The sequence below is a fragment of the Delftia sp. WSY_7 genome (assembly GCF_043104845.1).
GTDB classification, from domain to species: domain Bacteria; phylum Pseudomonadota; class Gammaproteobacteria; order Burkholderiales; family Burkholderiaceae_C; genus Comamonas; species Comamonas tsuruhatensis.
On record NZ_JBICLB010000044.1, the window covers coordinates 91,290 to 114,202 of the forward strand.

Genomic DNA, 22,913 nt, shown 5'->3' on the forward strand with positions numbered 1-22,913 from the left:
CGGAGACAAGCACCATGCAACGCCGCACACTCATCCAACATTCCCTCGCCAGCGCCCTGCTGCTGGGCACGGCCCTGGCCGCCATGCCCGCCGCCGCGCAGGGCAACTGGCCCACGGGCAAGCCCATCACCTACCTGGTGCCGTTCCCGCCTGGCGGCAATACCGATACGCTGGCGCGCGTGATCGCCCAGCCGCTGAGCAAGGCCCTGGGCACGCCCGTGGTGATCGAGAACAAGGGCGGCGCGGGCGGCAGCGTGGGCTCGGCCATTGCGGCGCGCGCACCGGCCGATGGCTACACCATCCTGGGCGGCACCATCAGCTCGCACGCCATCAATGTGAGCCTGTACGCCAAGCTGGACTACGACCCGGTCAAGTCCTTCACGCCGGTGGCCATGCTGGGCTCGGGCCCGCTGGTGCTGGTGGTGCCGGCCTCCAGCCCCTACAAGACGCTGGCCGACGTGCTGGCCGCCAGCAAGGCCAAGGCGGCGGCGGGTGGACTGACCTCGGCCTCGCCGGGCAGCGGCACCTCCAACCACATGGCGCTGGAGCTGCTGGGCTACCAGACGGGCGTGAAGTTCACCCACGTGCCCTACAAGGGCAGCGGCCCGGCCGTGCAGGACGTGATCGGCGGCCAGGTGGACATGATGTTCGACACCGCCCTGGTCGTCGGCCCCCACGTGCAGGCCGGCAAGCTGCGCCCCATTGCCGTGACCAGCTCGCGGCGCCTGGAGTCGCTGCCCGATGTGCCCACCATCGCCGAGGCGGGCGAGAAGGGCTTCGACATGGGATCGTGGCAGGCCGTGTTCGCGCCCGCAGGCACGCCCAAGCCCATCGTGGACCGGCTGCATGCGGAGATCATGAAGATCGTCGCCACGCCCGAGGTGCAGGCGCGCCTGAAGAACTTCGGCATGCTGCCCTCGCAGATGACGCCGGCCGAGCTGGGCGAGTACCAGAAGGCCGAGGTGGTCAAGTGGGGGAAGGTGATCAAGGCTGCTGGAATAAAGGCAGAGTGACCCCCTGAGGCGCTTCGCGCCTTCCCCCTTCTCGCTTCGCGGAGGGGGACAACGCCTTCGGCTGGGCGCCCCCGCCGCGAGGCGGCTCTTGCTCGGCGTTGCTGAGTTGGGACGTGACGGTTGCGAGGGCTGCACTCCGATTGCGACAGGCCCCTAGAAAATTGAGACATTGCCATGAGTACCCCACTTCCTCTTTCCATCCGCATGCATCCGGCCGACAACGTGGCCATCGTGGCCAATGACGGGGGGTTGCCTGCGGGCACGGTGATGCCCGGGGGGCTGGTGCTGGTCGACAAGGTGCCGCAGGCGCACAAGGTGGCGCTGGTGGACATTGCCGAGGGCGGCGAGGTGCGCCGCTACAACGTGGTGATCGGCTATGCGCTGCAGGCCATTGCCGCGGGCAGCTGGGTGCATGAGCGGCTGCTGCGCATGCCGGGGGCGCTGTCTCTTGAGGGGTTGCCGATCGCCACGGTGCAGCCGCCCGAGCTGCCGCCGCTGACGGGCTACACCTTCGAGGGCTACCGCAATGCCGATGGCACGGTGGGCACGCGCAATATCCTGGCCATCACCACCACGGTGCAGTGCGTGGCCGGGGTGCTGGATTTCGCGGTGGGCCGCATCAAGGCCGAGCTGCTGCCGCGTTATCCGAATGTGGACGATGTGGTGGGCCTGGAGCACAGCTATGGCTGCGGCGTGGCCATCGATGCCGTGGGCGCCGAGATTCCGCAGCGCACGCTGCGCAACATCAGCCACAACCCGAATTTTGGCGGCGAGGTGATGGTGGTGAGCCTGGGCTGCGAGAAGCTGCAGCCCGAGCGGCTGCTGCCCCCGGGGTCCTTCCCAATCGTCGATGAGCGCGAGCCCGCGCTGGACGTGGTCTGCCTGCAGGACGAGGCGCATGTGGGCTTCATGTCCATGGTGGACTCCATCATGGGCAGCGCCAGGGTGCATCTGGAGCGGCTGAACGCGCGCCGGCGCGAAACCGTGCCGGCCAGCGCCCTGGTGGTGGGCGTGCAGTGCGGCGGCAGCGATGCGTTCAGCGGCGTCACGGCCAATCCGGCCGTGGGCTTTTGCACCGATTTGCTGGTGCGCGCAGGCGCCACCGTGATGTTCAGCGAGGTGACCGAGGTGCGCGACGGCATCGACCAGCTCACCTCGCGCGCCTCCAGCCCCGAGGTGGCCCAGGCCATGATCGAGGAGATGGCCTGGTACGACGCCTACCTGGACAAGGGCCGCGTGGACCGCAGCGCCAACACCACGCCGGGCAACAAGAAGGGCGGCCTGTCCAACATCGTCGAGAAGGCCATGGGCTCCATCATCAAGAGCGGCACGGCGCCCATCACCGGCGTGCTGTCGCCGGGCCAGCGTCTGGCCGACCGGGGCATCCAAAGCGGCCTGGTCTACGCGGCCACGCCGGCCAGCGACTTCATCTGCGGCACGCTGCAGCTGGCCGCCGGCATGAACCTGCATGTGTTCACCACGGGCCGGGGCACGCCCTACGGCCTGGCCCAGGTGCCCGTGATCAAGGTGGCCACGCGCAGCGACCTGGCGCGGCGCTGGCATGACCTGATGGACGTGAACGCGGGCCGCATCGCTGAGGGCCAGGCCAGCATCGAGGACGTGGGCTGGGAGATGTTCCGCCTGATGCTGGACGTGGCCAGCGGCCGCAGGAAGACCTGGGCCGAGCAGTGGAAGCTGCACAACGCCCTGGTGCTGTTCAATCCAGCGCCCGTGACCTGAGCCACGCGCACAGGCCCCTGTCGGCACAGGCTGACAGGGCGCCGGTGCGCCGCTGCGCACAATGGGGGCCATGCCCTCAGATACCCCGGAAACTCCCCCCGCCTCGTCCTGGTCCGCACGCCTGGACCGGCTGCTGGAACTGAACCCGCTGCGCGCCATGTGGAACGCCGTGCAGCTGTGGCTGGACGCCGATGGCCTGCGCATGAGCGCCGCCATGTCCTTCTACGGCATCCTGAGCCTGGCGCCGCTGCTGCTGCTGCTGGTCGGCCTGCTGGGCTGGTGGGTGGACCGCAGCTATGTGGAGCACCAGCTCATCGACCAGGTGCAGGACGTGATCGGCGAGCGCGGCGCCCAGGTGGTGCGCGGCGCGCTGGAAAGCGCCCAGCGGCCCGACGAGGGGCGGCTGGCTTCGCTGTTCGGCTTCATCCTGCTGATGTCGGGCGCCACCGGTGTCTTCGTGGAGCTGCAGTCCGCGCTGGAAAGGCTCTGGACCTCGAACGGCGAGCCGCCGCCGCCCAAGGCCGTGTGGTGGCGCATGGCCGCGCTGCGGCTGCGCGGCCTGACCTATGTGCTGGCGCTGGGCTTCTTGCTGCTGGTGTCCATGGCCCTGTCCACGGCCATCCAGCTGATCACCAACTGGGCCGGCACCAAGCTGCAGATGCAGCCGCTGGGGCCGCTGGTCAGCCTGATCAACGAGTGCGTGTCCTTCGGCATCACCGTGCTGCTCTTCGTGGGGCTGATGCGCATAGGCGGCGGCCCCAAGCCCCGGCTGCGCTATCTGATCTTCGGTGCCATCATCGGCGCCCTGCTGTTCACGCTGGGCAAGCAGGCCCTGGCCTGGTACCTGGCCACGGCGGCCGTGGTCTCGGCCTATGGCGCGGCGGGCTCGCTGGTGGTGCTGCTGATGTGGATCTACTTTTCCTCGGCCATCCTGCTGCTGTCGGCCGCCACGGCCAAGGCCTTCAGCGATGCCGGCGTGCGCTTCACCCACCCTATCCGCTGGGCGCCGCCCGCCGAGGCGGCCAGCGCCGGGGACACTCCAGGCGGCAAGGGCTGAGTTCCCGCATTTCGACGAAGATGAACGCCTGCGCCGCGGCCCGCAAAGCCGCGGCGCAGGCGTTTGGGCAATGGAACAATGCATCAAAGTCCCCTGGCACCAAGGCCGGGGGCCAAGGACAAGATGGACCGATTGCAGACCATGCGGGTATTCCAGACCGTGGCCGACGAGGCCGGGTTTTCGGCGGCGGCGCGGCGCCTGGACATGTCCGTGCCCACGGTCACGCGCCTGGTGGCCGACCTGGAGCAGCACCTGGGCACGCGGCTGCTGCAGCGCACCACGCGAAGCGTCTCGCTGACCGAGGCTGGCGAGGCCTACCTGGAGCGCGTGCGCGGCATCCTGGCCGATGTGGAGGACGCCTTCAGCCTGGCCCAGGCGCACACGCTGGAGCTGTCTGGCGCCGTGCGCGTGCTCACGCCGCCCGTGTTCGCCGAGCATGTGCTGGCGCCGCTGGTGGCGGACTTCCACCGCCTGCACCCGCGCATCTGCATCGAGGTCTTCGTGGAGTCGGCCAGCGAGGCGGCCGTGGGCGAATACGACATCACCTTCGTCAATGCCGAGGAGGGCTACGACGGCAACGTGGTGGCCCGGCCCATCGTCACCACCTGCGGCCTGGCCTGCGCCGCGCCCGAGTACCTGGACGCCCATGGCGTGCCTGTCGTGCCCGAGGACCTGGCCGGCCACCAGTGCCTGCTGCGCCGGCGCATCCAGGGCCGCTCCGACATGCTGCGCATGCGCCGGCTCGACGGCAACGCGGGCGAGGTCGAGGTGGCCGTGCGCCCCGTGCTGGTGGCCAACCACACGGGCACGCTGCTGCGCGCCACGCTGGACGGCGCGGGCATCAGCACCCAGCCGCTGGACCTGATCGCGCGCCACCTGCGCTCGGGCCGGCTGCGCCATGTGCTGCCCGAATGGACCACGGGCCGATTCACGCTCTACGCCACCCTGCCCACGCGCAAGTTCATGCCGGCGCGCGTGCGCAGCTTCCTTGACTTCGTGGCCGAGCACACGCAGCGCTCCATGCAGGGCCTGCCCGAGAACCTGCCGGCGCTGTCCATCTAGCGTTCCCCGCTCCTGCCGGCCTGCGCCTGTCATCTAGGTTACTGCCGCAGCGGTTTGCGCCTCGGGGTTTCCCAGGTGAATTCCGCTGTGCGGAATCTTCGGGTTGATGGTGCACGGCACCGCCTCCTAAGCTGGTTCACAGCAAACAAGGAGGCAAGGCAATGCGAGAACAGACCCTGGTCCGGTGGCGGCCACCGGCGGCGGCAGGCGGGAGGCGGTGATGGACGTCTTCTTGCAGCAAGTGCTCAACGGACTGACCCTGGGCGGCATCTATGGCCTCGTGGCCCTGGGCCTGACCCTGGTCTACGGCATCCTGCACGTGCCCAACTTCGCGCACGGGGGCTTCTACATGATCGGCGCCTTCGTGGCCTTCCAGGCCATGGTGGCCTGGAGCTGGGGCTACTGGGCGGCCATGCTGGTGGCGGCGGTGGCGGTGGCGGTGCTGGGCATCGTCAGCGAGCGGCTGATCTTCCATCCGCTGCGCAAGGCCTCTCCCCTGCATCCCAAGATCGCCTCCATCGGCCTGCTGCTGTTTCTGGAAGCGGGCGCCCAGGCGCTGTGGGGCGCGGACTTCCAGCGCATGCCCACGCCCTATACCTCCATCGTGGAGATGGGCGGCATCACGGCGCCTGCGCAGCGCCTGCTGATCATAGTCGCGGCCTTTGCGCTGATGGTGGCGCTGCACCTGTTCCTGACGCGCACCACCACGGGCTCGACCATCATCGCCATGGCCCAGAACCGCGAGGGCGCATCGATGGTGGGCATCGACGCCAACCGCGTATCCATGCTGACCTTTGCCATCTCGGGCGTGCTCGCGGCCGTGGCGGCCACGCTGTATGCGCCCATCAACCTGGTCTATCCGGCCATGGGCCACCTGGTCATCACCAAGGCCTTCGTGATCATCATCCTGGGCGGCATGGGCAGCATCCCGGGCGCCGTGCTGGGCGGGCTGATCATCGGCTTCGCCGAGAGCTTCGGCGCCTACTACATCTCCACCGACTACAAGGACATCATCGCCTTCGTGCTGCTGGTGGTGATCCTGTCGCTGCGCCCTCAGGGCCTGTTCGCCAAGAGGAGTCATTGAATGAACGGATTCATCGACTCCCGCATCGCCTGGGGCCTGCTGCTGGCCGCCGGCATCGCCTTTCCCTGGCTGGCGGGCAACGACTACCACCTCACGGTGATGAGCACGGCCTACATCTTCGCCATCGCCACGCTGGGCCTGAACCTGATCACGGGCTACACGGGCCAGCTCAATCTGGCGCATGCGGGCTTCATGGCCGCGGGCGCCTATACCGTGGGCATCCTCACGGTGGACCATGGCTGGCCGTTCTGGGGCGGGCTGGTGATGTCGGGCGTGGTGTGCGCGGTGCTGGGCTACCTGATCGGCATCGTCTCGCTGCGGCTCAAGGGCCACTACTTCTCCATCTTCACGCTGTGCGTGGGCTACATCATGTTCCTCGTCATCGAGAAGTGGGAGGGCCTGACCCACGGCACGGTGGGCATCATGGGCATCCCCGCGCCCGAGGCCCTGGGTGCGCTGAGCTTCGAGTCGCCGCTGGCGCTGTACTACCTGGTGCTGGCCTTCCTCGTGGCCTCGGTCTGGGTGATGCGGCGCATCGTCCGGTCGCTGCTGGGCCGCACCTTCATGGCCATCCGCAACAGCGACGAGCTGGCCGAGGCGCTGGGCATCAACCTCATGCGCAACAAGGTGCTGGCCTTCATGCTGAGCGTGGTCTACGCGGGCGTGGCCGGCGGCCTGTATGCGGGCTTCGTGCGCTTCATCGGGCCGGACATGGCGGGCGTGCACCACACCTTCGACATGATGATCTTCGCCATGGTCGGCGGCATGGGCACGGTGCTGGGCCCGCTGCTGGGCGCCATCGGCATGCCCTGGATCACGCAGTACCTGCAGTTCCTGCAGGAGTACCGCTTCATCGTCTTCGGCCCCATTCTCGTGATGCTGGTGATCTTCATGCCCTACGGCGTGGTGGGCAGCGTCACCGCCTGGCGCGCGCGCCGCAATGCCAAGGAGGGCAAGCCGCATGCTCAAGATTGACCACCTGACCAAGCGGTTCGGCGGACTGGCCGCCGTGAGCGATGTCAGCACCGTGATCGAGGAAGGCCGCATCAACGCCATCATCGGCCCCAACGGCGCCGGCAAGACCACGTTCTTCAACCTGATCAGCTGCGTGCACAAGCCCACCTCGGGCACCATCACCTTCAATGGCCAGGACGTGACCTCGCTGCGCACCGACCAGGTGGCGAAACTGGGCGTGGCGCGCACCTTCCAGACCACGGCGCTGTTCGACCGCGCCACGGTGTTGGACAACCTTATCGTGGGCCACCGGCTGCGCACGCGCTCAGGGCTATGGGATGTGCTGCGCGGCTCCAGCCGCCTGCGCGAGGAAGAGCGCGTGTGCCGCGAAAAGGCGCGCGACGCGCTGGACTTCGTGGGCCTGTCGCACGTGGCCGGCCGCATTGCGGGCGACATCACGCAGGAGGAGCGCAAGCGCGTGGCCTTCGCGCTGGCCCTGGCCACCGACCCCAAGCTGATGCTGCTCGACGAGCCCGCCGGCGGCGTCAACCCCGAGGAGACCGAGGGCCTGGCCGAGCTGATCCGCAAGCTGGTGCGCCACGGCATCACGGTGGCGCTGATCGAGCACAAGATGGGCATGATCATGAGCCTGGCCGACAAGATCCTGGTGCTCAGCTACGGCGAGAAGATCGCCGAGGGCACGCCCGAGGAGATACGCCGCAACCCCGCCGTCATCGATGCCTACCTGGGGAGCGAGCATGCTGAAGTTTGAGAACGTGTCGCTGCGCTACGGCAGCTTCCTGGCGCTGGACGGGGTCAGCCTGCATGCCGACCGGGGCGAGCTGGTGGTGCTGCTGGGCGCCAACGGCGCAGGCAAGAGTTCGCTGTTCCTCACGGCCAGCGGCATCCACAAGGCCGCGGGTGGCTCCATCGTCTGGAACGGGCAGGAGCTGGCCGGGCGCAAGCCTTCGGCCATCGTGCAGTCCGGCGTGGTGCAGTGCCCCGAAGGGCGCAAGCTGTTTCCCCAGATGTCGGTGCTGCGCAACCTGCAGCTGGGCGCCTACGTGCACCGCCGCGACCCCGGTCCCAGCCAGAAGACGCTGCAGGAGGTGATGGAGCTGTTTCCCATCCTGCGCGAGAAGCAGCACGACCCGGCCGGCTCGCTGTCGGGCGGCCAGCAGCAGATGGTGGCCATCGGCCGCGCCATGATGGGCCGGCCCCAGGCCCTGCTGCTGGACGAGCCCTCGCTGGGCCTGGCGCCCCTGGTCATCAAGCAGATGTTCGAGGCCATACAGCGCATCAACGCGGCCGGCACCACCGTGCTGCTGGCCGAGCAGAACGCCTATGCGGCGCTGAAGATCGCGCACCGCGCCTATGTGATGGAAAGCGGCCGCATCGTGCGCGAGGGCAGGCCCGCCGAATTGCTGGCCGACGACTCCATCCGCAAGGCCTACATCGGCGCATGACGCCGCCTCTTGCCTCTACCCAAGCCACCACCACCAACGATCCAAGGAGACAGACATGACAGCATTCGCACCATTGACCCGCCGCAGGGTGGGCACGCTGGCCCTGGCCTGCGCCGCCGTGGCCGCCGCCGGCCCTGCGCTGGCCCAGGAAGTCGTCAAGATCGGCTACTCCGGCCCGCTGTCGGGCGGCGCTGCCCAGTACGGCAAGAACGTGCTCGACGGCATGCAGATGGCCGTCTCCGAGATCAATGCCGCAGCGCCCGAGATCGGTGGCAAGAAGGTCAAGATCGAGATCGTTCCGCTGGACGACAAGTACAACCCGTCCGAGACCGCGATCAACGCCCAGCGCCTGGTGCAGCAGCACAAGACGGCGGCCATCCTGGTGCCGCATTCGGGCGGCATCTTCGCGCTGCAGACCACCAACGAGCGCAGCAACTTCATCGTGCTGGCCTACAGCTCGGTGCCGCAGATCACCAACCGGGGCAACAAGCTGACCCTGCGCATCCCGCCCGAGTTCACCTCGTACATCGACCCGTTCTCCAAGTACGTGATGGGCCGCTTCGGCAAGAAGGTGGCCCTGGTGGGCGCCGACCACGACTACGCCAAGGCCTGGGTCGCCGCCTTCAAGCCCGGCTGGGAAAAGCTGGGCGGCACCGTGGTGGCCGAGAACGCCATGAGCTACAACCGCGCCACCGATTTCTACAGCGGCGTGAGCAAGGCCCTGGCCGAAAAGCCCGATGTGCTCTTCGTGGGCGGAGCCTCCGAGCCCACGGCCCTGGTCGTCAAGCAGGCGCGCGAGCTGGGCTTCAAGGGCGGCTTCGTGGTCATGGACCAGGCCAAGCTCGACGAAATGGCCCGCGTGGTCGGCGGCTATGCGCCGCTGGAAGGCGCCATCGGCGTCATGCCCGTCTCCGAGGACACCAAGCCCGAGAACAAGGCCTTCGTCGAACGCTTCGGCAAGGTCTACCCGGGCCGCATCCCTGGCTCGGAGGCGCAGTGGAACTACACGGCCGTGCACGCCACCGTCAAGGCCATGCAGTTGGCCGGCTCGGCCTCGGACACCAAGGCCATCCACGCCAAGCTCGACGAGGCCTACAAATCCCTGCGCCCCGACGTGAACCCCGGCGGCGTCAAGGGTGTGGATGAGCGCGGCGGCACGTTGACCACGGAACGCGGCGCCGCTGTGCGCGACGGCAAGATTGAGGCGGTGATGACGGTGGGGAGCAGGTAAAGCTATTGAGCGCGGCCGTGCCTTCGTGTCCGGCCGCGCCTCAGAGGCTGCGCTTGAGGCGCCCGGATTCGATGTCCGCACGCAGCAGTTCGTTGACGCGTGTTTGCCAGCCCTGGCCGGTGGCCTTGAGCGCTTGCAGTACGTCGGGGTCGAAGCGAATGTTGGTGGCGATCTTGGCATCTGCCTTGACCGAGCCTTGCGGGCGGCCCCGTTTGCGCGCGGCAATCTGCTCGGGCGTGTGCACTGCGGCAAACTGGCCTGTCTTGGCCTCTTGCAGCGCCTGACGCAGGCCGGGAACCGCCTCGCCCGCGTCGGCCTCGATGGCCTGGGCCAGCTTTTCCGTGTCCATGGCCTGCAGGGCCTTCAGGGACTTCAGGGACTTCACCATGGTCAACTCCTTCGGATGTCCTTGGGTAGGAGTTTGTTTGCTCGGCCTTGGCATACAAAGGCTTTTATTGAAACAAAAAGGAGCGCCTCGGCGCTCCTCTGTGGTCAGCGCGATGCGCCTTACAACAAGCTCGCTCCACCATCCAGCACCAACGCCTGCCCCGTCATGTGCCGAGACGCATCGGACGCCAGGTAGACCACGGCGCCCTTGAGGTCCTCCTCGCCGCCGATGCGTCGCAGCGGGGCGCGGGCGATGAGCTGGTCGCCGAGCTTGTCGATGAGGCCGTTGGCCAGCTTGCTGGGGAAAAAGCCCGGGCAGATGGAGTTGACGCGGATGCCGTAGTGGCCCCATTCCGAGGCCAGGGTGCGCGCCAGGTGCACGGCGGCCGCCTTGGAGGTGTTGTAGGCCACGGTGTTCATGCCGGGCGGCGTGCCCTTGAAGGCGGCGACCGAGGCCGTGATGATCACGTTGCCCCGGCCCTTGGGGATCATCACGCGCCTGGCCACTTCGCGGGTGAGGAAGAAGGGCGCGGAGACGTTGAGGTTCATGACCTTGTTCCAGGCCTCGTCCGGGTATTCCTCGGCCTTGGCGCCCCAGGTGGCGCCCGCGTTGTTGACGAGGATGTCGATGTCGCCGCAGCGCGCCAGCACGTCCTCGACCATGGCGGGGATGGTGTCGAACTTCTGCAGGTCGTTGGTGAAGGTCTCGACCTGGTAGCCCAGGCCCTGCAGGTGGGCCTTGGCCTCGGCCAGCTCGTCGGACTTGCGCGCCGTGATGGCGAGCCGGGCGCCCATCTCGCCCAGCGCCTCGGCCATCTGCAGGCCCAGGCCGCGCGAGCCTCCGGTGATGAGGGCGGTCTTGCCCGTGAGGTCGAACAATGCTTTCACGCTCATGCTGTATGTCTCCTGGCTTGGGTTTCTGGTGGTTGAGCAACACCTGCATGCTATGGCGCCGGCACCGTGCACGCTGTCGTCTTGGCTACTTTGCCGTGCTGCGCCGTGCTGAGCGGTACCGCGCGGGCACCTGCGGGACAGGCGTTCAGGCCCTGTCGATGTCCTGCTGCAGCCGCCGCACCATGCGCTGCAGCGCGGGCACGCCGTCCTGGCGCAGCGCGTCGGCCGTGACGAAGCGCGAGGGCCCGCCCAGGCTGACGGCCATCAGCGGCAGGCCGCGCCCCGGCGAGAAGGCCAGGGCAATGGCGTTGACCTCGGGCTGCCAGTCGCCGAACGAGCGCGACAGCCAGGGCTGGGGCTGGTTGCCTGCCTCCGGCCACAGCGGCAGCTGGGCCTGTGCGGCGGCCCATTGCTCGGGCGCGTGAGACTGCAGATAGTCCAGCGCGCGCTGGCGCTCGGACGCGGGGCTGGCGGCCAGCCAGGCGCGGCCCACGGCCGTGGTGGCCAGGGGGATGCGCGAGCCCATGTCCAGGTCGCGGTGCATGAAGCGCGCGCTGGGGCAGTGCTCGATGTAGACCATGTTGTGCCGGTCGCGCGTGGCCAGGGCCACCTCGGCATCGGTGGCGGCCGCCAGCTTGCGCATCAGCGGGCGCGCGATCTGGCGCACGTCCAGGCGCGAGAGCATGGCGCTGCCCAGCGCCAGCGTGGCCGTGCCCAGGCGGTATTTGCCCTCTTCGGGCACATGGATGAGGTAACCCAGCGTGGTCAGCGTGTGCGTCAGGCGCGAGACCGTGGACTTGGGCAGTCCGCAGCGCCTGGCGATGTCCTGGTTGCCCAGCAGCTTCTCGCCGGAGCGAAAGCACGACAGCACGTCCAGCCCGCGCGCCAGTGCGACGATGAAGTTGCGGTCTTCGTCGCCTGGCGGGGCTGAAGGAAGGGAGGAGGGCGGCATGCGCCGATTATCGGCAGCCGCCCCGCCACGGGGTGTCGTGGGCTTTACTTCTCGACGAAGGCGCGCTCGACCACGAAGTCGCCGGGCGTGGTGGTGTTGCCTTCCTTGAAGCCGCGGTGCTCCAGCAGCTCCTTGAGTTCGTTCAGCATGGCGGGGCTGCCGCACAGCATGACACGGTCGGTCTCGGGGTTGAGCTCGGGCAGGCCGATGTTCTGCGGGAAGGTTCCGGCCGTGATCTGGTTGGAGATGCGGCCCTGGTTGCGGAAGGGCTCGCGCGTCACCGTGGGGTAGTAGATGAGCTTGTCCTTGACGATCTCGCCGAGGAACTCGTGCTCGGGCAGTTCCTTCTCGAACAGCTCCTGGTAGGCCAGCTCGTTGGCATGGCGCACGCCGTGCACCACGACCACCTTCTCGTAGCGCTCGTAGGTCTCGGGGTCGCGCGCCACGGCCAGCCAGGGGGCCAGGCCCGTGCCGGTGCCGATCAGGTACAGGTTCTTGCCGGGCAGCAGGTAGTCGATCAGCAGCGTGCCCGTGGGCTTCTTGCCGACGATGATGGTGTCGCCCACCTTGATGTTCTGCAGGCGCGAGGTCAGCGGGCCGTCGGGCACCTTGATGGACAGGAACTCCAGGTGCTCCTCGTAATTGGGGCTGGCAATGGAGTAGGCGCGCAGCAGGTTCTTGCCGTCGACCTTCAGGCCGATCATCGTGAAATGGCCGTTGGAAAAGCGCAGCGCAGTGTCACGGGTGGTGGTGAAGGAGAAAAGGCGGTCGGTCCAGTGGTGGACGGACAGCACGCGTTCTTCAAGAAAAGCACTCATGTTGGCAATACGGTGAATTCGGGGCGGACAGTGCCCGCCGGGACGTTGCAATGAGAGGTCAGTGCCATTCAGGCACGCGGTGGCGGGAAGCACAGGGGGCAGGCGCGGTGTGCGCGTTGCCGCTGCTTCGTGGCGGCCGGTGACCGGGGCAAGGTCGCTATTGTCCGGTAAATGGCGTCAAAAGGGGCAGGCGCGAACCTTTGTCTTGATACGGATTAGTGATAAGCAAAATGACGCTGGCCGAGTCCAGCGGGCCATCGCCTATTGCTTTTCGGGCAGGCCAGCGTCGAGTGTCCAGGGCTGTATGGCCTGTGCCAGCCAGTCCATGAGCACGCGCACGCGGCGTGGCAATTGGCGGCGGTGGGCATAGATCAGGTGCAAGGGCATGGGCGGGGGCGGATGGCGGGGCAACACCTCGATCAGCTCCCCGGCATCCAGCAGCGGCTGCACGGCCAGGCGCGGGACCTGGATCAGGCCCAGGCCGGCCTGGCAGGCCGAGAGATAGGCCTCGGCGTTGTTCACGGTGAGCGCGCCCGCCATGGGCAGGCTGAGTGCCTGGCCGTCCTCCTCGTACTCGAAGCCCAGCGGCCGCGCGCCCAGCGTGCGCTGGTAGTGCACCAGCCGGTGTCCGCCCAGGTCGGCCAGCGTGGCCGGCAGGCCGTGGGCCTGCGCATAGCCGGAGCTGGCGCAGGTGACCAGCGCCAGCCGGCCCAGCGGGCGGGCGACCAGCCCGGGCTCGTCCACGGGGCCCAGGCGCAGCACGCAATCAAAGCCTTCGCGCACCAGGTCCACGCGGCGCTCGGTGCAGCTCAGTTCCAGCTCCAGCGCCGGATGGCTTTGCAGCAGTTGCGGCAGCAAGGGCATGACGACGTGGCGCGCCAGGCCCGTGGTCATGTCCAGCCGCACCTTGCCCTGCAGCGGCGCGTCGCCGGCCTGCTGGAACTGGCCCTGGAACTCGTCCACGTCGGCCAGCAGGTCCTGACAGCGTTCGTAGCAGGCCTGGCCGTCCTGGGTGAGCTGCACGCGCCGCGTGGTCCGGTGCAGCAGCCGCGTGCCCAGCCGCGCCTCCAGCTGCTGCACGGCCTGGGAGACGCTGGCCTTGGGCAAACCCATGCTGTCGGCCGCACGCGTGAAGCTGGCCATCTCGGCCACGCGGCTGAAGATCTGCATCTGCTCCAGAAGCTTGATTGTTTGCATGGGGAGAACAAATAAATCAGAAACAGCCAATTTATCCAAAAATAGACCTTCAATACAGTCGCTGTCATTGCAAACCACCTAACGAGGTCCGCCATGACAGCTTCTCCTTCGACCGCTTCTTCCTCTGCCGCCCGCCGCATCGTCCTCGTCACGGGCGGCAGCCGCGGCCTGGGCCGCAACACGGCCGAGCACCTGGCGCGCCAGGGCCTGGACGTGTTGCTGACCTACCGCGAGCGTGCCGACCAGGCCCAGGCCGCCGTGGCCGCCATCGAGGCGCTGGGCGGGCGGGCCGCCGCCCTGCAGCTGGACGTGGCGCGCAGCGCGGGCTTTGCGGACTTTGCGGCCCGCGTGCGCCAGGCGCTGGCCGAGACCTGGCAGGCCGACCGCCTCGATGCGCTGGTGCACAACGCCGGCATCGGCATCAACGCGCCATTCGCCACCACCACCGAGGCGCAGTTCGACGAACTGTTCGCCATCCACCTGAAGGCGCCGTTCTTCCTGAGCCAGCACCTGCTGCCCCTGCTGCGCGACGGCGGCAGCATCATCCACCTGTCCAGCGGGCTCACGCGCTTCACCCAGCCCGGTTATGCGGCCTATGCGGCCATGAAGGGCGGCGTGGAGGTGTTGACGCGCTACCTGGCGCGCGAGCTGGGGGCGCGCGGCATTCGCGTCAACACGGTGGCGCCGGGGGCGATTGCCACGGATTTTGGCGGCGGCCGTGTGCGCGACGATGCACAGGTCGGCGCCGCCCTGGCCAGCCAGACGGCGCTGGGCCGCGTGGGCCAGCCCGACGACATCGGCCCCGTGATGGCCGCCCTGCTGCAGCCCGGCATGGGCTGGGTGCAGGGCCAGCGCATCGAGGCCTCGGGGGGAATGTTTCTCTGAAGGCGCCGGGAGGGGCGTCAGCGCAGCCGCTCGCGCGCCACCATGGACAGCAGCACGATGGCGGCGGCTGCGCTGATGTGGCCGAACCAGGCCACCAGCCCCAGCGACCAGGGCTCCACCTGCAGCGCCGCCCACAGCGACAGCGCCAGCAGCACCCAGCCGGCCGCGCGCAGGCGCCGTGTGCGGGCGGGTGGCAGTTCCTTGCCGAACAGGTCGCTCTGGTGGCGGTCCATGGCCAGGGCCAGGCAGGCGAAGGCGCCCAGGGCCAGCAGCTGACAGAACAGATGGGCCATGCTCATGCGCTGGTCTCCGCTGCGGCGGCCGCTGCTGTGGCGGCCACTGCCGTGGCGGCTGCTGCAGTGGCGGCTGCCGTAGGCGCGGGCCGGGCGGCGCGCACCGGTTTGGCCTTGGGCTGGTGGCGCTGGGTGCGCAGGGCCAGATGGGCATGCAGTGCGGCCAGGGCCAGCAGCATGAGGTCCATGCCGGCAAACACCCAGTCGCCCGCGCGCAGGCTGGCCAAGAGGCCGCGATCCGTGGTCAGCGCGTTGACCACGGGCAGCAGGGCCAGAACGGCGGCGCCGGCCCACAGCAACTCGATCCAGGCCCGCCTGGCGGGCCGGCCCATCGCCCAGAACAGGGTGGCACCCCAGGCGATGAACATGGCGTGCACCTCCCACTCGGCGCGCTGCGCCATCTCCACCGGCAGCAGGCGGTTGGCCCAGAGCATGCCGGCCATGCCGATGGACAGGCCGGCGATGGTGGCGATGTTCAGCCGTTCCACGAGCCGGAAGCCGAAACGCGGCCTTTCCGGGTCGGGCAGCTTGCTGCGCCGCTTCACGTTCCACAGCACCAGTCCCGTGCCCACCATGGCCGTGCCCGCAAGACTGACGATGAAGTACAGCCAGCGCGTGGGCAGGTCGCCGAAGCGGCCCATGTGCAGCGCATAGAGCACGCCGCGCGTCTCGGCGGCGGCGCCCACGCTGTCCTGGGCCTTGAGCAGTTGGCCGCTGACGCCGTCGAACGTCATGAACTGCGGGCTGATGGAGACGCGGCCGTTGTCGCCGCGCACCACGACCACGCTGGCCTTGGCATCGCCGGGCAGGTTGACGTTCAGGCGCTCCACCTGGCCCGCGCCCCAGCGCTGCTCGGCCTGGCGCACCATGTCGGCCAGCGGTGCCAGGGGCGCGGCCTGCCCCGAGGGCTTGCCAGCCGGAACGAAGGCGCTGAGCTGCTGGCCTGCCACCACGCGCTGCTCGGGCGTCATGGTCGTGGCCAGGCTGGCCCAGGGCATGTACATCAGGGCCAGGGTCACCAGGCCGGTGTACGTGATCATCAGGTGGAAGGGCAGGCCCAGCACGGACAGCGCGTTGTGCGCGTCCAGCCAGGAGCGCTGGCCCTTGCCCCAGCGGAAGGTGAAGAAGTCGGCAAAGATCTTCTTGTGCGTGATCACCCCGCTGACGATGGCCACCAGCATGAACATGGCGCACAGCCCCGCCAGATAGCGGCCCCAGAGCACGGGCATGTAGTGGAACTGGAAGTGGAAGCGGTAGAAGAACTCGCCGCCGCGCGTCTCGCGCACCGGACCTTCGAGGCGCGTGCCGGTGGCCGGGTCGAAGCGGCCGTTCTCGAAGCGGCGCCTGGCGCCCTTTTCGGTCTGCGGCGGGCTCCAGAACACCGTGGCCACCGTGCTGCGCGCATCGGGCAGGTTGATCAGCCATTGCGGGCTTTGCGGCGCCACATGCGCCATGGCGTCGCCGATCCGCTGGGCCACGAGCGCGGGCTCGCTCGCCTGGCTCTGGTGCGGTTGCTCGGGCTGCATCCACTGCGTGATCTCGTTCCTGAAATAGCTCACCGTGCCCGTGAGGAACATGGCGTAGAGGAACCAGCCCAGCAGCAGGCCGACCCAGGTGTGCAGGTCGGACATGGTCTGGCGGATGCCGGGTGCCTTGGCGGCTTTCCCGAGCTTGGCAGACTTGCCGGCCGTGTTCGTGGTGTCCGTGGTGTTCGTGTTCATGCGCCCAGCCCCTTGCCCCAGGTCCACCACGCGGCAGGCGCCAGCACCAGGGCGGCGACCAGCAGGCCGGCCCAGGCGCGCGTGGCGCTGCGCACGGCAAACACCCAGATCACCGCGCCCGCGTAGACGGCAAAGCTCAGCAAGGTGCCCGAGATCGCCGCCTGCGTGCGGTCTGCAGGCAGGGCCACAACGGCCACGCTGGCCAGGGCGGCCACGGCATAGCCGCCGAACAGCGCAGCGAGGATGCGGGAGATCAGCGGCCCGTAGTCACGGAACCAATCACGGAACCAGTCATGGGTGCGGGCAAGAGTGGGAGATGGCATGGCACGGGGCCTGGAAAGGCTCGAAAAACACCGGCAGAGGAGGCGGCGGTGGCGCGGATGTTATTTGAGAATAAGTCCCATTACAAGCAACGCTGGCAAGCTGCACGCCTGCCGTCCCTCCGCCTCCCCAACGCTGTCCCTCAGCCGGCCGGCAGCCGCATGCGTGCCTGCAGGTTCTCGAAGATCTGGCGCGTGACGGGGCTGATCACATGGCTGCGGATGTACAGGCGGTAGACCAGGTCCGGCAGCGGCGGCATGCCGTCGCCCGCACCCAGCACGCGCAGGCCCGGGTCCAGTTGCTCCACGCCGCGCGCCGTCACGCCCAGGCCCGCGCGCAGCGCTGCGCGTATGCCGACCAGGCTGGTGCAGGTGTGGCGCGGTGTCCAGGTGATGCCTGCCGCATCCAGCGCGTCGCAGCCCAGGCGGCGGAAGATGCTGGGCCCGTCGGCCATGACCAGGGGCACGGGCTTGCCCGGGTCATGGGCATAGCCCGCGCCGCACAGCCAGACCGTGGGTGTGGAGCGCAGGGCAAAGCCCTCGAAGCCCTCATCCTCGCGGTTGGAGATGGCCAGGTCCAGCTCGCCCTGCTTGAGCGACTCCATCAGGAAAGGGCTGCGCCCCACATGGATGTCGATCTGCATGCCCGGAAAGTTCAGCGCGATCTCCTGCAGCACGGGCGGCAGCATGTTATCGGCCGCGTCGTGGGGTGCGCCAATGCGCACCAGGCCCTGCACCTGGCGGTGCTGCAGGTTGCGCAGCGCCTCGTCGTGGATGGCCAGCATGTGGCGCGCATAGCCCAGCAGGCGCTGGCCGTGGTCGGTGAGGCGTTTTTGCCGGCCCTGCTTCTCGAACAGCGCGTGGCCGATCTTCTCCTCCAGCCGCTGCATCTGCTGGGTGATGGCCGATTGCGTGCGGCCCATCTGCACGGCGGCGGCGGCAAAGCTGTCGTGGCTGGCAATGGCGGCCAGGGTGCGCAGCAGGTCCAGGTCAAGCGTCTCCATACTTCAATTTTATTGAAGTATTTGTTGAGGGTGCGTGGATTGTTGCGGGCCGGACGCCTCACTACAGTGGGCTTCAACGACGACAAGGAGTCCCCTTTGAACACCACCACCACCATCACCGAACAGCGCAGCGCCGCCGTGACAGCGGCCATCGACCACATGAAGCAGGCCATTGGCGAAGGCGCTGCCACGCGCGCCAGCCTGGACGCCGTGCTCCAGCAGCTGCTGGGCCTGGCCGCGCGCCGAGACTTCTGGCAGCAGGCCGACTACGCCGCGCCCGAAGAGGGCGAGCACCAGGCGCGCTACCTGATCGCCGAGGACGCCGACCAGAGCTATGCGCTGTACCTCAACGTCATGCGCCCGGGCAAGCGCATCGTGCCGCACAACCACACGACCTGGGCCTGCATTGCCGCCGTGGAAGGCACGGAGCACAACCGCGTCTACGAGCGCACCGACGACGGCTCCGTCCCCGGCAAGGCCACGCTGCGTGAGACGGATCTCGTGGTGGTGGCGCCAGGCCAGGGCATCGCCCTCATGCCCGAGGACATCCACTCCGTGGAGATCCAGGGCGAGCAGGTTATCCGCCACCTGCACATGTACGGCCGCGCGCTGGAGACGCTCAACGAGCGCACCAGCTACGACCTGGCCGCCGGCACCTGCCAGACCATGGCCATCGGCGTGCAGACGCGCCGCTGAGCCCCGGCCTTCCGGCCGCTACCTCCCGCTTCCTGCCTTTTCCCTGTCCATGCCGCAGCGCGCCCCACGGGGCGCGCGTGGCAGGGCTTTGCCCGAAATTCCTTGCCGATCTTTTTCCCGGACCGCATGCAATGACCGCATCCATTGACGCCCACACCCTCAAATCCTGGCTGCACGACGGCCAGGAGATCGCGCTGCTCGACGTGCGCGAGCACGGCCAGTACGGCGAGTCGCACCTGTTCTACGCCACGCCCCTGCCCTACAGCCGGCTGGAGCTGGATGTGCCCCGCCTGGTGCCGCGCAGGCAGGTGCGCGTCGTCACCTACGACGGTGGCGAGGGCGATGCCGACGCGGGCGTGGCCGGGCGCGCCGCGCGCCGCCTCGAAGCCCTGGGCTACACCCAGGTGTCTGTGCTGGAAGGCGGCACCCAGGCCTGGAGCGCGGCAGGCTACACGCTGTTCGCCGGCGTGAACCTGCCCTCCAAGACCTTTGGCGAACTGGCCGAGCACGCCTACGGCACGCCGCGCATCACGGCCCAGCAGCTGGCGGCGCGCCAGGCGGCGGGCCTGCCCCTGGTGGTGCTGGACGGCAGGCCCGTCTCCGAGTTCCACAAGATGAACATCCCCGGCGCCATCTGCTGCCCCAATGGCGAGCTGGCGCTGCGCGTGAGCCGCCTGGTGCCCGATGCGGCCACGCCCATCGTGGTCAATTGCGCGGGCCGCACGCGCTCCATCATCGGCGCGCAGACCTTGATCAACCTGGGCATTCCCAACCCCGTCTACGCGCTGGAGAACGGCACCCAGGGCTGGTACCTGGCCGACCTGCCGCTGGAGCATGGCGGCACGCAGCGCTATGGCGACGACTCGGCCAGCAGCGCGCTGCAAGCACAGGCCCGCGCCCTGGCCGAACGCTTCGACGTGCCCGAGGTCGATGCCGACACCGTGCGCGCCTGGAGCCAGGATGCTGCGCGCACGCTGTTCCTGTGCGATGTGCGCACGCCCGAGGAATTCAAGGCCGGCTCGCTGCCCGGCGCCCAGCACACGCCCGGCGGCCAGCTCATGCAGGCCGGCGACCAGTACGTGGGCGTGCGCGGTGCGCGCCTGGTGCTGTTCGACAGCGATGGCGTGCGCGCCCCCGTGGTGGCCAGCTGGTTGCGCCAGCTCGGCCATGACGCCTGCGTGCTGCGGGGAGGCCTGCACAGCGGCCTGGACCTGGCACCGGCCCAGCCGCCCCAGGTCCCCGCACTGGCAGGCATCGCGGCGCAGGCCCTGCACGAGCGCATGCGCCAGGGCGAGGTGGCCGTGGTCGATCTGCGCGCGGGCATGAAGTACCGCGCAGGCCACATCGCCGGGGCCCGCTGGTCCATCCGCCCGTGCCTTGCCAGCGATCTGGCCGGCGAGACGCGCCAGATCGTGCTGGTGGCCGACGAGCCCGGCATGGCGCAATGGGCCGCGCTGGAGCTGCAGGGCGCCGCGCCGCTGCTGCTCGAAGGCGGCCTGGCCGCATGGCAGCAGGCCGGCCTGCCCGTCGAGGCCACGCCCGACAGCCCCACCGACGCCGAATGCATCGACTACCTGTTCTTCGTGCACGACCGCCACGACGGCAACAAGGAAGCGGCACGCCGCTACCTGGCCTGGGAGACGGGCCTGGTGCCGCAGCTCGATGCCCAGGAACTGGCCGCCTTCCGCCTGCCGAGTGCATGAAGCTCCCCCTGAGCGGCTTCGCCGCTTCCCCCTCTCTCGCTGCGCGGGAGGGGGACGGCACCCTCGCTGCGGGGGCGGCGCGGCCGGCGTAGGCCCTTGCTTGGTGCCCCTGGCCAAAGTCACGTCAGTTGCAAAGGCAGCGCCATATATCGCTGACTTGCCGTAGAGCGACATAAATCAGATCACATAACGACAGGAGACAAGACATGTTCGCAACTCTCAACCTTGCCAGGATGCTGGCCGCCAGCCTCGCGGCCCTGGCCATGCTCTCGCAGGCCACGGCCGAGCCGCTGGCTGCACGCAACGGCTATCCGGCCCAGCCGATCCGCTTCATCTCGCCCTTCCCGCCGGGCGGCGGCAACGACGCCAGCACGCGCTGGGTCACCACGCGGCTGACCGAGGCCACGGGCCAGCCCTCCGTGGTGGAAAACCGGGGCGGTGCGGGCGGCAACATCGGCGCCAAGGCCGTGGCCGAGGCCAAGCCCGATGGCTACACCGTGCTCACGGGCCAGGTCTCGCTGATGGCGGTGAACCCCGCGCTCTACAGCGCGCCGGGGTTTGATCCGCTCAAGAACTTCGTGCCCATCACGCAGATCAACGCGGCGCCGCTGGCCATCGTGGTCGCCTCGGCCTCGCCCCTCAAGAGCTTTGCCGACCTGGTGGCGCGCAGCAAGGGCGAGCCGGGCCGCGTCACCTATGCCACGCCCGGCAACGGCACGCTGTCGCACCTGGTGGGCGTGGTGCTGTCCAAGGAAAACGGCGTGCCCATGACCCATGTGCCCTACAAGGGCGCGGGGCCGGCCATCAACGATCTGCTGGGCCAGCAGGTCGATGTGCTGATCACCTCCACCTCGTCCGTGGCCGGCATGATCCAGGCGGGCCAGGTGCGTGCGCTGGCCGTCACCAGCCCGCGCCGCATCGGCGTGTTCGGCAAGGTGCCCACGCTGGAGGAACTGGGCCTGCGCAATGCGCGCTTCGAGGACTGGTACGGCTTCTTCGCACCCGCCGGCACGCCGCCCGAGCGCGTGGCCTATCTGCACGACGCCATCGTGCGCACCCTGCAACTGCCGGAAGTGACCAAGCTCGTCGTCGATGGCGGCAGCGAAGTCGTGGCCAATACGCCCGAGGCCTTTGCCGCCCAGCTGCGCCAGGACATGGAGCGCTGGTCGCGCGTGGTCAAGCTCTCGGGCGCGAAGATCGACTGATGGCTGCCGAACACGCCCCTGTGCCTGGCGCATCCGCCCCTGACGCCTCCGCGCTGGACCTGCAGACCCGGCTGCTGCATGCGGGCAAGCGCCCGGCCTATGCCGGCGGCACGGCCGTCAACCCGCCCCTGGTGCGCGCCAGCACCGTGCTGTTCGAGAGCACGGCACAGCAGCGCGAGATGCGCGAGCGCCGCGCCGGCGAGCGCATCTTCAGCTACGGCGCGCGCGGCACACCCACCAGCTTTGCGCTGGAAGACGCCGTCAGCGAGCTGGAAGGCGCCCACCGCACGCGGCTGCTGCCTACCGGCTTGGCGGCCATCGGCATGGCCCTGCTCAGCTACCTGCGCCCCGGCGACCATGTGCTGCTGACCGACAGCGCCTACCAGCCCGTGCGCCACCTGGCCGGGCAATGGCTGCGGCCCTACGGCATCGAGTACGACTTCTTCGCGGCCGATGGCAGCGACGCCCAGGCGCGCATGCGCCCCAACACCCGCATGGTCTATGCCGAATGCCCGGGATCGCTGGTCTACGAGATGTGCGACCTGCCCGCGCTGGCGGCCATGGCCCATGCGCGCGGCGCCCTGGTCGTGGCCGACAACACCTGGGGGTCGGGCTGCCAGTACCGGCCGCTGGCGCTGGGGGCCGATGTCTCGGTGATGGCAGCCACCAAGTACCTGTCGGGCCACTCCGACGTGATGATGGGCACCGTGGCCACCACCGAGGCCGCCTGGGAGCCGCTGGCCGCGCGCTGCGATGCCTTCGGCATGGCGGTCAGCCCCGACGATGCCTGGCTGGTGCTGCGCGGCATGCGCTCGCTGGCCGCACGGCTGCAGATGCACGAGGCGCATGCGCTGGAGGTGGCGCACTGGCTGCAGCAGCACCCGGCCGTGGCCACCGTGTTCTGCCCCGCGCTGCCCACGCACCCCGGCCATGCGCTGTGGCTGCGCGACTGCCAGGGCACCAACGGCCTGGTGTCGCTGGAGCTGCAGCCCGGCACCGCCGAGGCCGCCGTGGACCGCTTCATCGACGGCCTGCGCCTCTTCGGCATCGGCGCCTCCTGGGGCGGCTACGAGAGCCTGGCGACGGCCGCGCACATGGCGCAGGCGCGCAGCGTCACCGACTGGAGTGCGCGCGGGCCCGTGGTGCGCCTGCACATCGGCCTGGAGTCGCCGCGCGACCTCATCGCCGACCTGGAGCAGGGGTTGGCGGCGCTGGACATGCCTGCCTGAGC

The 22,913-nt window shown here is 69.0% G+C and carries 23 protein-coding genes; 14 read left to right on the top strand and 9 right to left on the bottom strand.

Translation table 11 applies throughout. The annotated features are described in order from the left end of the window. The first annotated feature begins 14 nt into the window (after window positions 1-14). From ACF8ME_RS24010 to ACF8ME_RS24050, 9 genes are all read left to right on the top strand, one after another. Window positions 15-1,013 (top strand): tripartite tricarboxylate transporter substrate binding protein, encoded by a 999-nt coding sequence (locus tag ACF8ME_RS24010; protein ID WP_063327751.1) that lies wholly within the window; start codon window positions 15-17, stop codon window positions 1,011-1,013. 174 nt (window positions 1,014-1,187) lie between these two features. Further along, a complete protein-coding gene (garD, locus tag ACF8ME_RS24015) occupies window positions 1,188-2,753 on the top strand; it encodes a galactarate dehydratase (RefSeq protein WP_047474984.1) in 1,566 nt (521 codons plus the stop codon). Between the two features lie 70 nt (window positions 2,754-2,823). Continuing rightward, entirely contained in the window at window positions 2,824-3,810 is a 987-nt protein-coding gene (locus ACF8ME_RS24020; protein ID WP_392418461.1) for a YihY/virulence factor BrkB family protein, read from the top strand. A gap of 123 nt (window positions 3,811-3,933) precedes the next feature. Beyond that, window positions 3,934-4,872, top strand: a complete 939-nt coding sequence (locus ACF8ME_RS24025; protein WP_016448675.1) for a LysR family transcriptional regulator — start codon at window positions 3,934-3,936, stop codon at window positions 4,870-4,872. Between the two features lie 220 nt (window positions 4,873-5,092). After that, window positions 5,093-5,956, top strand: coding sequence for a branched-chain amino acid ABC transporter permease (locus tag ACF8ME_RS24030; RefSeq protein WP_016448674.1), 864 nt, complete (start codon window positions 5,093-5,095; stop codon window positions 5,954-5,956). Continuing rightward, a complete protein-coding gene (locus ACF8ME_RS24035) occupies window positions 5,957-6,931 on the top strand; it encodes a branched-chain amino acid ABC transporter permease (protein ID WP_046238969.1) in 975 nt (324 codons plus the stop codon). Beyond that, entirely contained in the window at window positions 6,918-7,682 is a 765-nt protein-coding gene (locus ACF8ME_RS24040; RefSeq protein ID WP_016452146.1) for an ABC transporter ATP-binding protein, read from the top strand. The genes ACF8ME_RS24035 and ACF8ME_RS24040 overlap by 14 nt, the downstream gene beginning before the upstream one ends. Next, entirely contained in the window at window positions 7,669-8,376 is a 708-nt protein-coding gene (locus ACF8ME_RS24045) for an ABC transporter ATP-binding protein (RefSeq protein WP_016448672.1), read from the top strand. Before ACF8ME_RS24040 ends, ACF8ME_RS24045 begins: the two co-directional genes overlap by 14 nt. Before the next feature lie 55 nt (window positions 8,377-8,431). Then, the gene (locus ACF8ME_RS24050) at window positions 8,432-9,607 is read left to right on the top strand and encodes an ABC transporter substrate-binding protein (protein WP_012202203.1); all 1,176 of its coding nucleotides are present in this window, start codon (window positions 8,432-8,434) and stop codon (window positions 9,605-9,607) included. Between the two features lie 40 nt (window positions 9,608-9,647). Here the strand turns inward: ACF8ME_RS24050 and ACF8ME_RS24055 are convergent, their stop codons facing one another. The 5 genes from ACF8ME_RS24055 to ACF8ME_RS24075 form a co-directional block, all read right to left on the bottom strand. After that, window positions 9,648-9,995: a BrnA antitoxin family protein gene (locus ACF8ME_RS24055; protein ID WP_392418464.1), complete on the bottom strand. Its 348-nt coding sequence runs from the start codon at window positions 9,993-9,995 to the stop codon at window positions 9,648-9,650. Window positions 9,996-10,114: 119 nt separating this feature from the next. After that, on the bottom strand, window positions 10,115-10,888 hold the full coding sequence (locus tag ACF8ME_RS24060) for an SDR family oxidoreductase (RefSeq protein ID WP_392418466.1): 774 nt from the start codon (window positions 10,886-10,888) through the stop codon (window positions 10,115-10,117). Between the two features lie 145 nt (window positions 10,889-11,033). Then, window positions 11,034-11,840 carry an IclR family transcriptional regulator gene (locus ACF8ME_RS24065; RefSeq protein WP_016448668.1) on the bottom strand — a complete coding sequence of 269 codons (807 nt, stop codon included), beginning with the start codon at window positions 11,838-11,840 and terminating at the stop codon, window positions 11,034-11,036. Window positions 11,841-11,884: 44 nt separating this feature from the next. After that, window positions 11,885-12,658 carry a ferredoxin--NADP reductase gene (locus ACF8ME_RS24070; protein WP_016448667.1) on the bottom strand — a complete coding sequence of 258 codons (774 nt, stop codon included), beginning with the start codon at window positions 12,656-12,658 and terminating at the stop codon, window positions 11,885-11,887. Window positions 12,659-12,919: 261 nt separating this feature from the next. Next, a complete protein-coding gene (locus ACF8ME_RS24075) occupies window positions 12,920-13,855 on the bottom strand; it encodes a LysR family transcriptional regulator (protein ID WP_392418468.1) in 936 nt (311 codons plus the stop codon). A 93-nt stretch (window positions 13,856-13,948) separates the two neighbouring features. Here ACF8ME_RS24075 and ACF8ME_RS24080 point away from each other — a divergent pair, with 93 nt between their 5' ends. After that, the gene (locus ACF8ME_RS24080; RefSeq protein ID WP_392418470.1) at window positions 13,949-14,740 is read left to right on the top strand and encodes an SDR family NAD(P)-dependent oxidoreductase; all 792 of its coding nucleotides are present in this window, start codon (window positions 13,949-13,951) and stop codon (window positions 14,738-14,740) included. A 17-nt stretch (window positions 14,741-14,757) separates the two neighbouring features. Here ACF8ME_RS24080 and ACF8ME_RS24085 read toward each other — a convergent pair whose 3' ends face one another. The 4 genes from ACF8ME_RS24085 to ACF8ME_RS24100 all read right to left on the bottom strand — a co-directional run bounded on the left by ACF8ME_RS24085 (window position 14,758) and on the right by ACF8ME_RS24100 (window position 18,078). Further along, window positions 14,758-15,039, bottom strand: a complete 282-nt coding sequence (locus ACF8ME_RS24085; RefSeq protein ID WP_016452140.1) for a DUF3325 domain-containing protein — start codon at window positions 15,037-15,039, stop codon at window positions 14,758-14,760. After that, window positions 15,036-16,754, bottom strand: coding sequence for a PepSY-associated TM helix domain-containing protein (locus ACF8ME_RS24090; protein WP_392418472.1), 1,719 nt, complete (start codon window positions 16,752-16,754; stop codon window positions 15,036-15,038). Before ACF8ME_RS24090 ends, ACF8ME_RS24085 begins: the two co-directional genes overlap by 4 nt. Beyond that, a complete protein-coding gene (locus ACF8ME_RS24095; RefSeq protein ID WP_016452138.1) occupies window positions 16,751-17,077 on the bottom strand; it encodes a DUF3649 domain-containing protein in 327 nt (108 codons plus the stop codon). Before ACF8ME_RS24095 ends, ACF8ME_RS24090 begins: the two co-directional genes overlap by 4 nt. A gap of 140 nt (window positions 17,078-17,217) precedes the next feature. Next, window positions 17,218-18,078, bottom strand: a complete 861-nt coding sequence (locus ACF8ME_RS24100; RefSeq protein ID WP_074921244.1) for a LysR substrate-binding domain-containing protein — start codon at window positions 18,076-18,078, stop codon at window positions 17,218-17,220. 159 nt (window positions 18,079-18,237) lie between these two features. Here ACF8ME_RS24100 and ACF8ME_RS24105 point away from each other — a divergent pair, with 159 nt between their 5' ends. The 4 genes from ACF8ME_RS24105 to metC all read left to right on the top strand — a co-directional run bounded on the left by ACF8ME_RS24105 (window position 18,238) and on the right by metC (window position 22,911). Then, complete coding sequence (locus ACF8ME_RS24105; RefSeq protein ID WP_046986944.1) at window positions 18,238-18,774, top strand: cysteine dioxygenase family protein; 537 nt, start codon at window positions 18,238-18,240, stop codon at window positions 18,772-18,774. 131 nt (window positions 18,775-18,905) lie between these two features. After that, complete coding sequence (locus ACF8ME_RS24110) at window positions 18,906-20,477, top strand: rhodanese-like domain-containing protein (protein ID WP_392418474.1); 1,572 nt, start codon at window positions 18,906-18,908, stop codon at window positions 20,475-20,477. Window positions 20,478-20,683: 206 nt separating this feature from the next. Next, window positions 20,684-21,682: a tripartite tricarboxylate transporter substrate binding protein gene (locus ACF8ME_RS24115; RefSeq protein ID WP_097204596.1), complete on the top strand. Its 999-nt coding sequence runs from the start codon at window positions 20,684-20,686 to the stop codon at window positions 21,680-21,682. After that, window positions 21,682-22,911: a cystathionine beta-lyase gene (gene metC, locus ACF8ME_RS24120; RefSeq protein ID WP_392418476.1), complete on the top strand. Its 1,230-nt coding sequence runs from the start codon at window positions 21,682-21,684 to the stop codon at window positions 22,909-22,911. The genes ACF8ME_RS24115 and metC overlap by 1 nt, the downstream gene beginning before the upstream one ends. The last annotated feature ends 2 nt before the right edge of the window (window positions 22,912-22,913 follow it).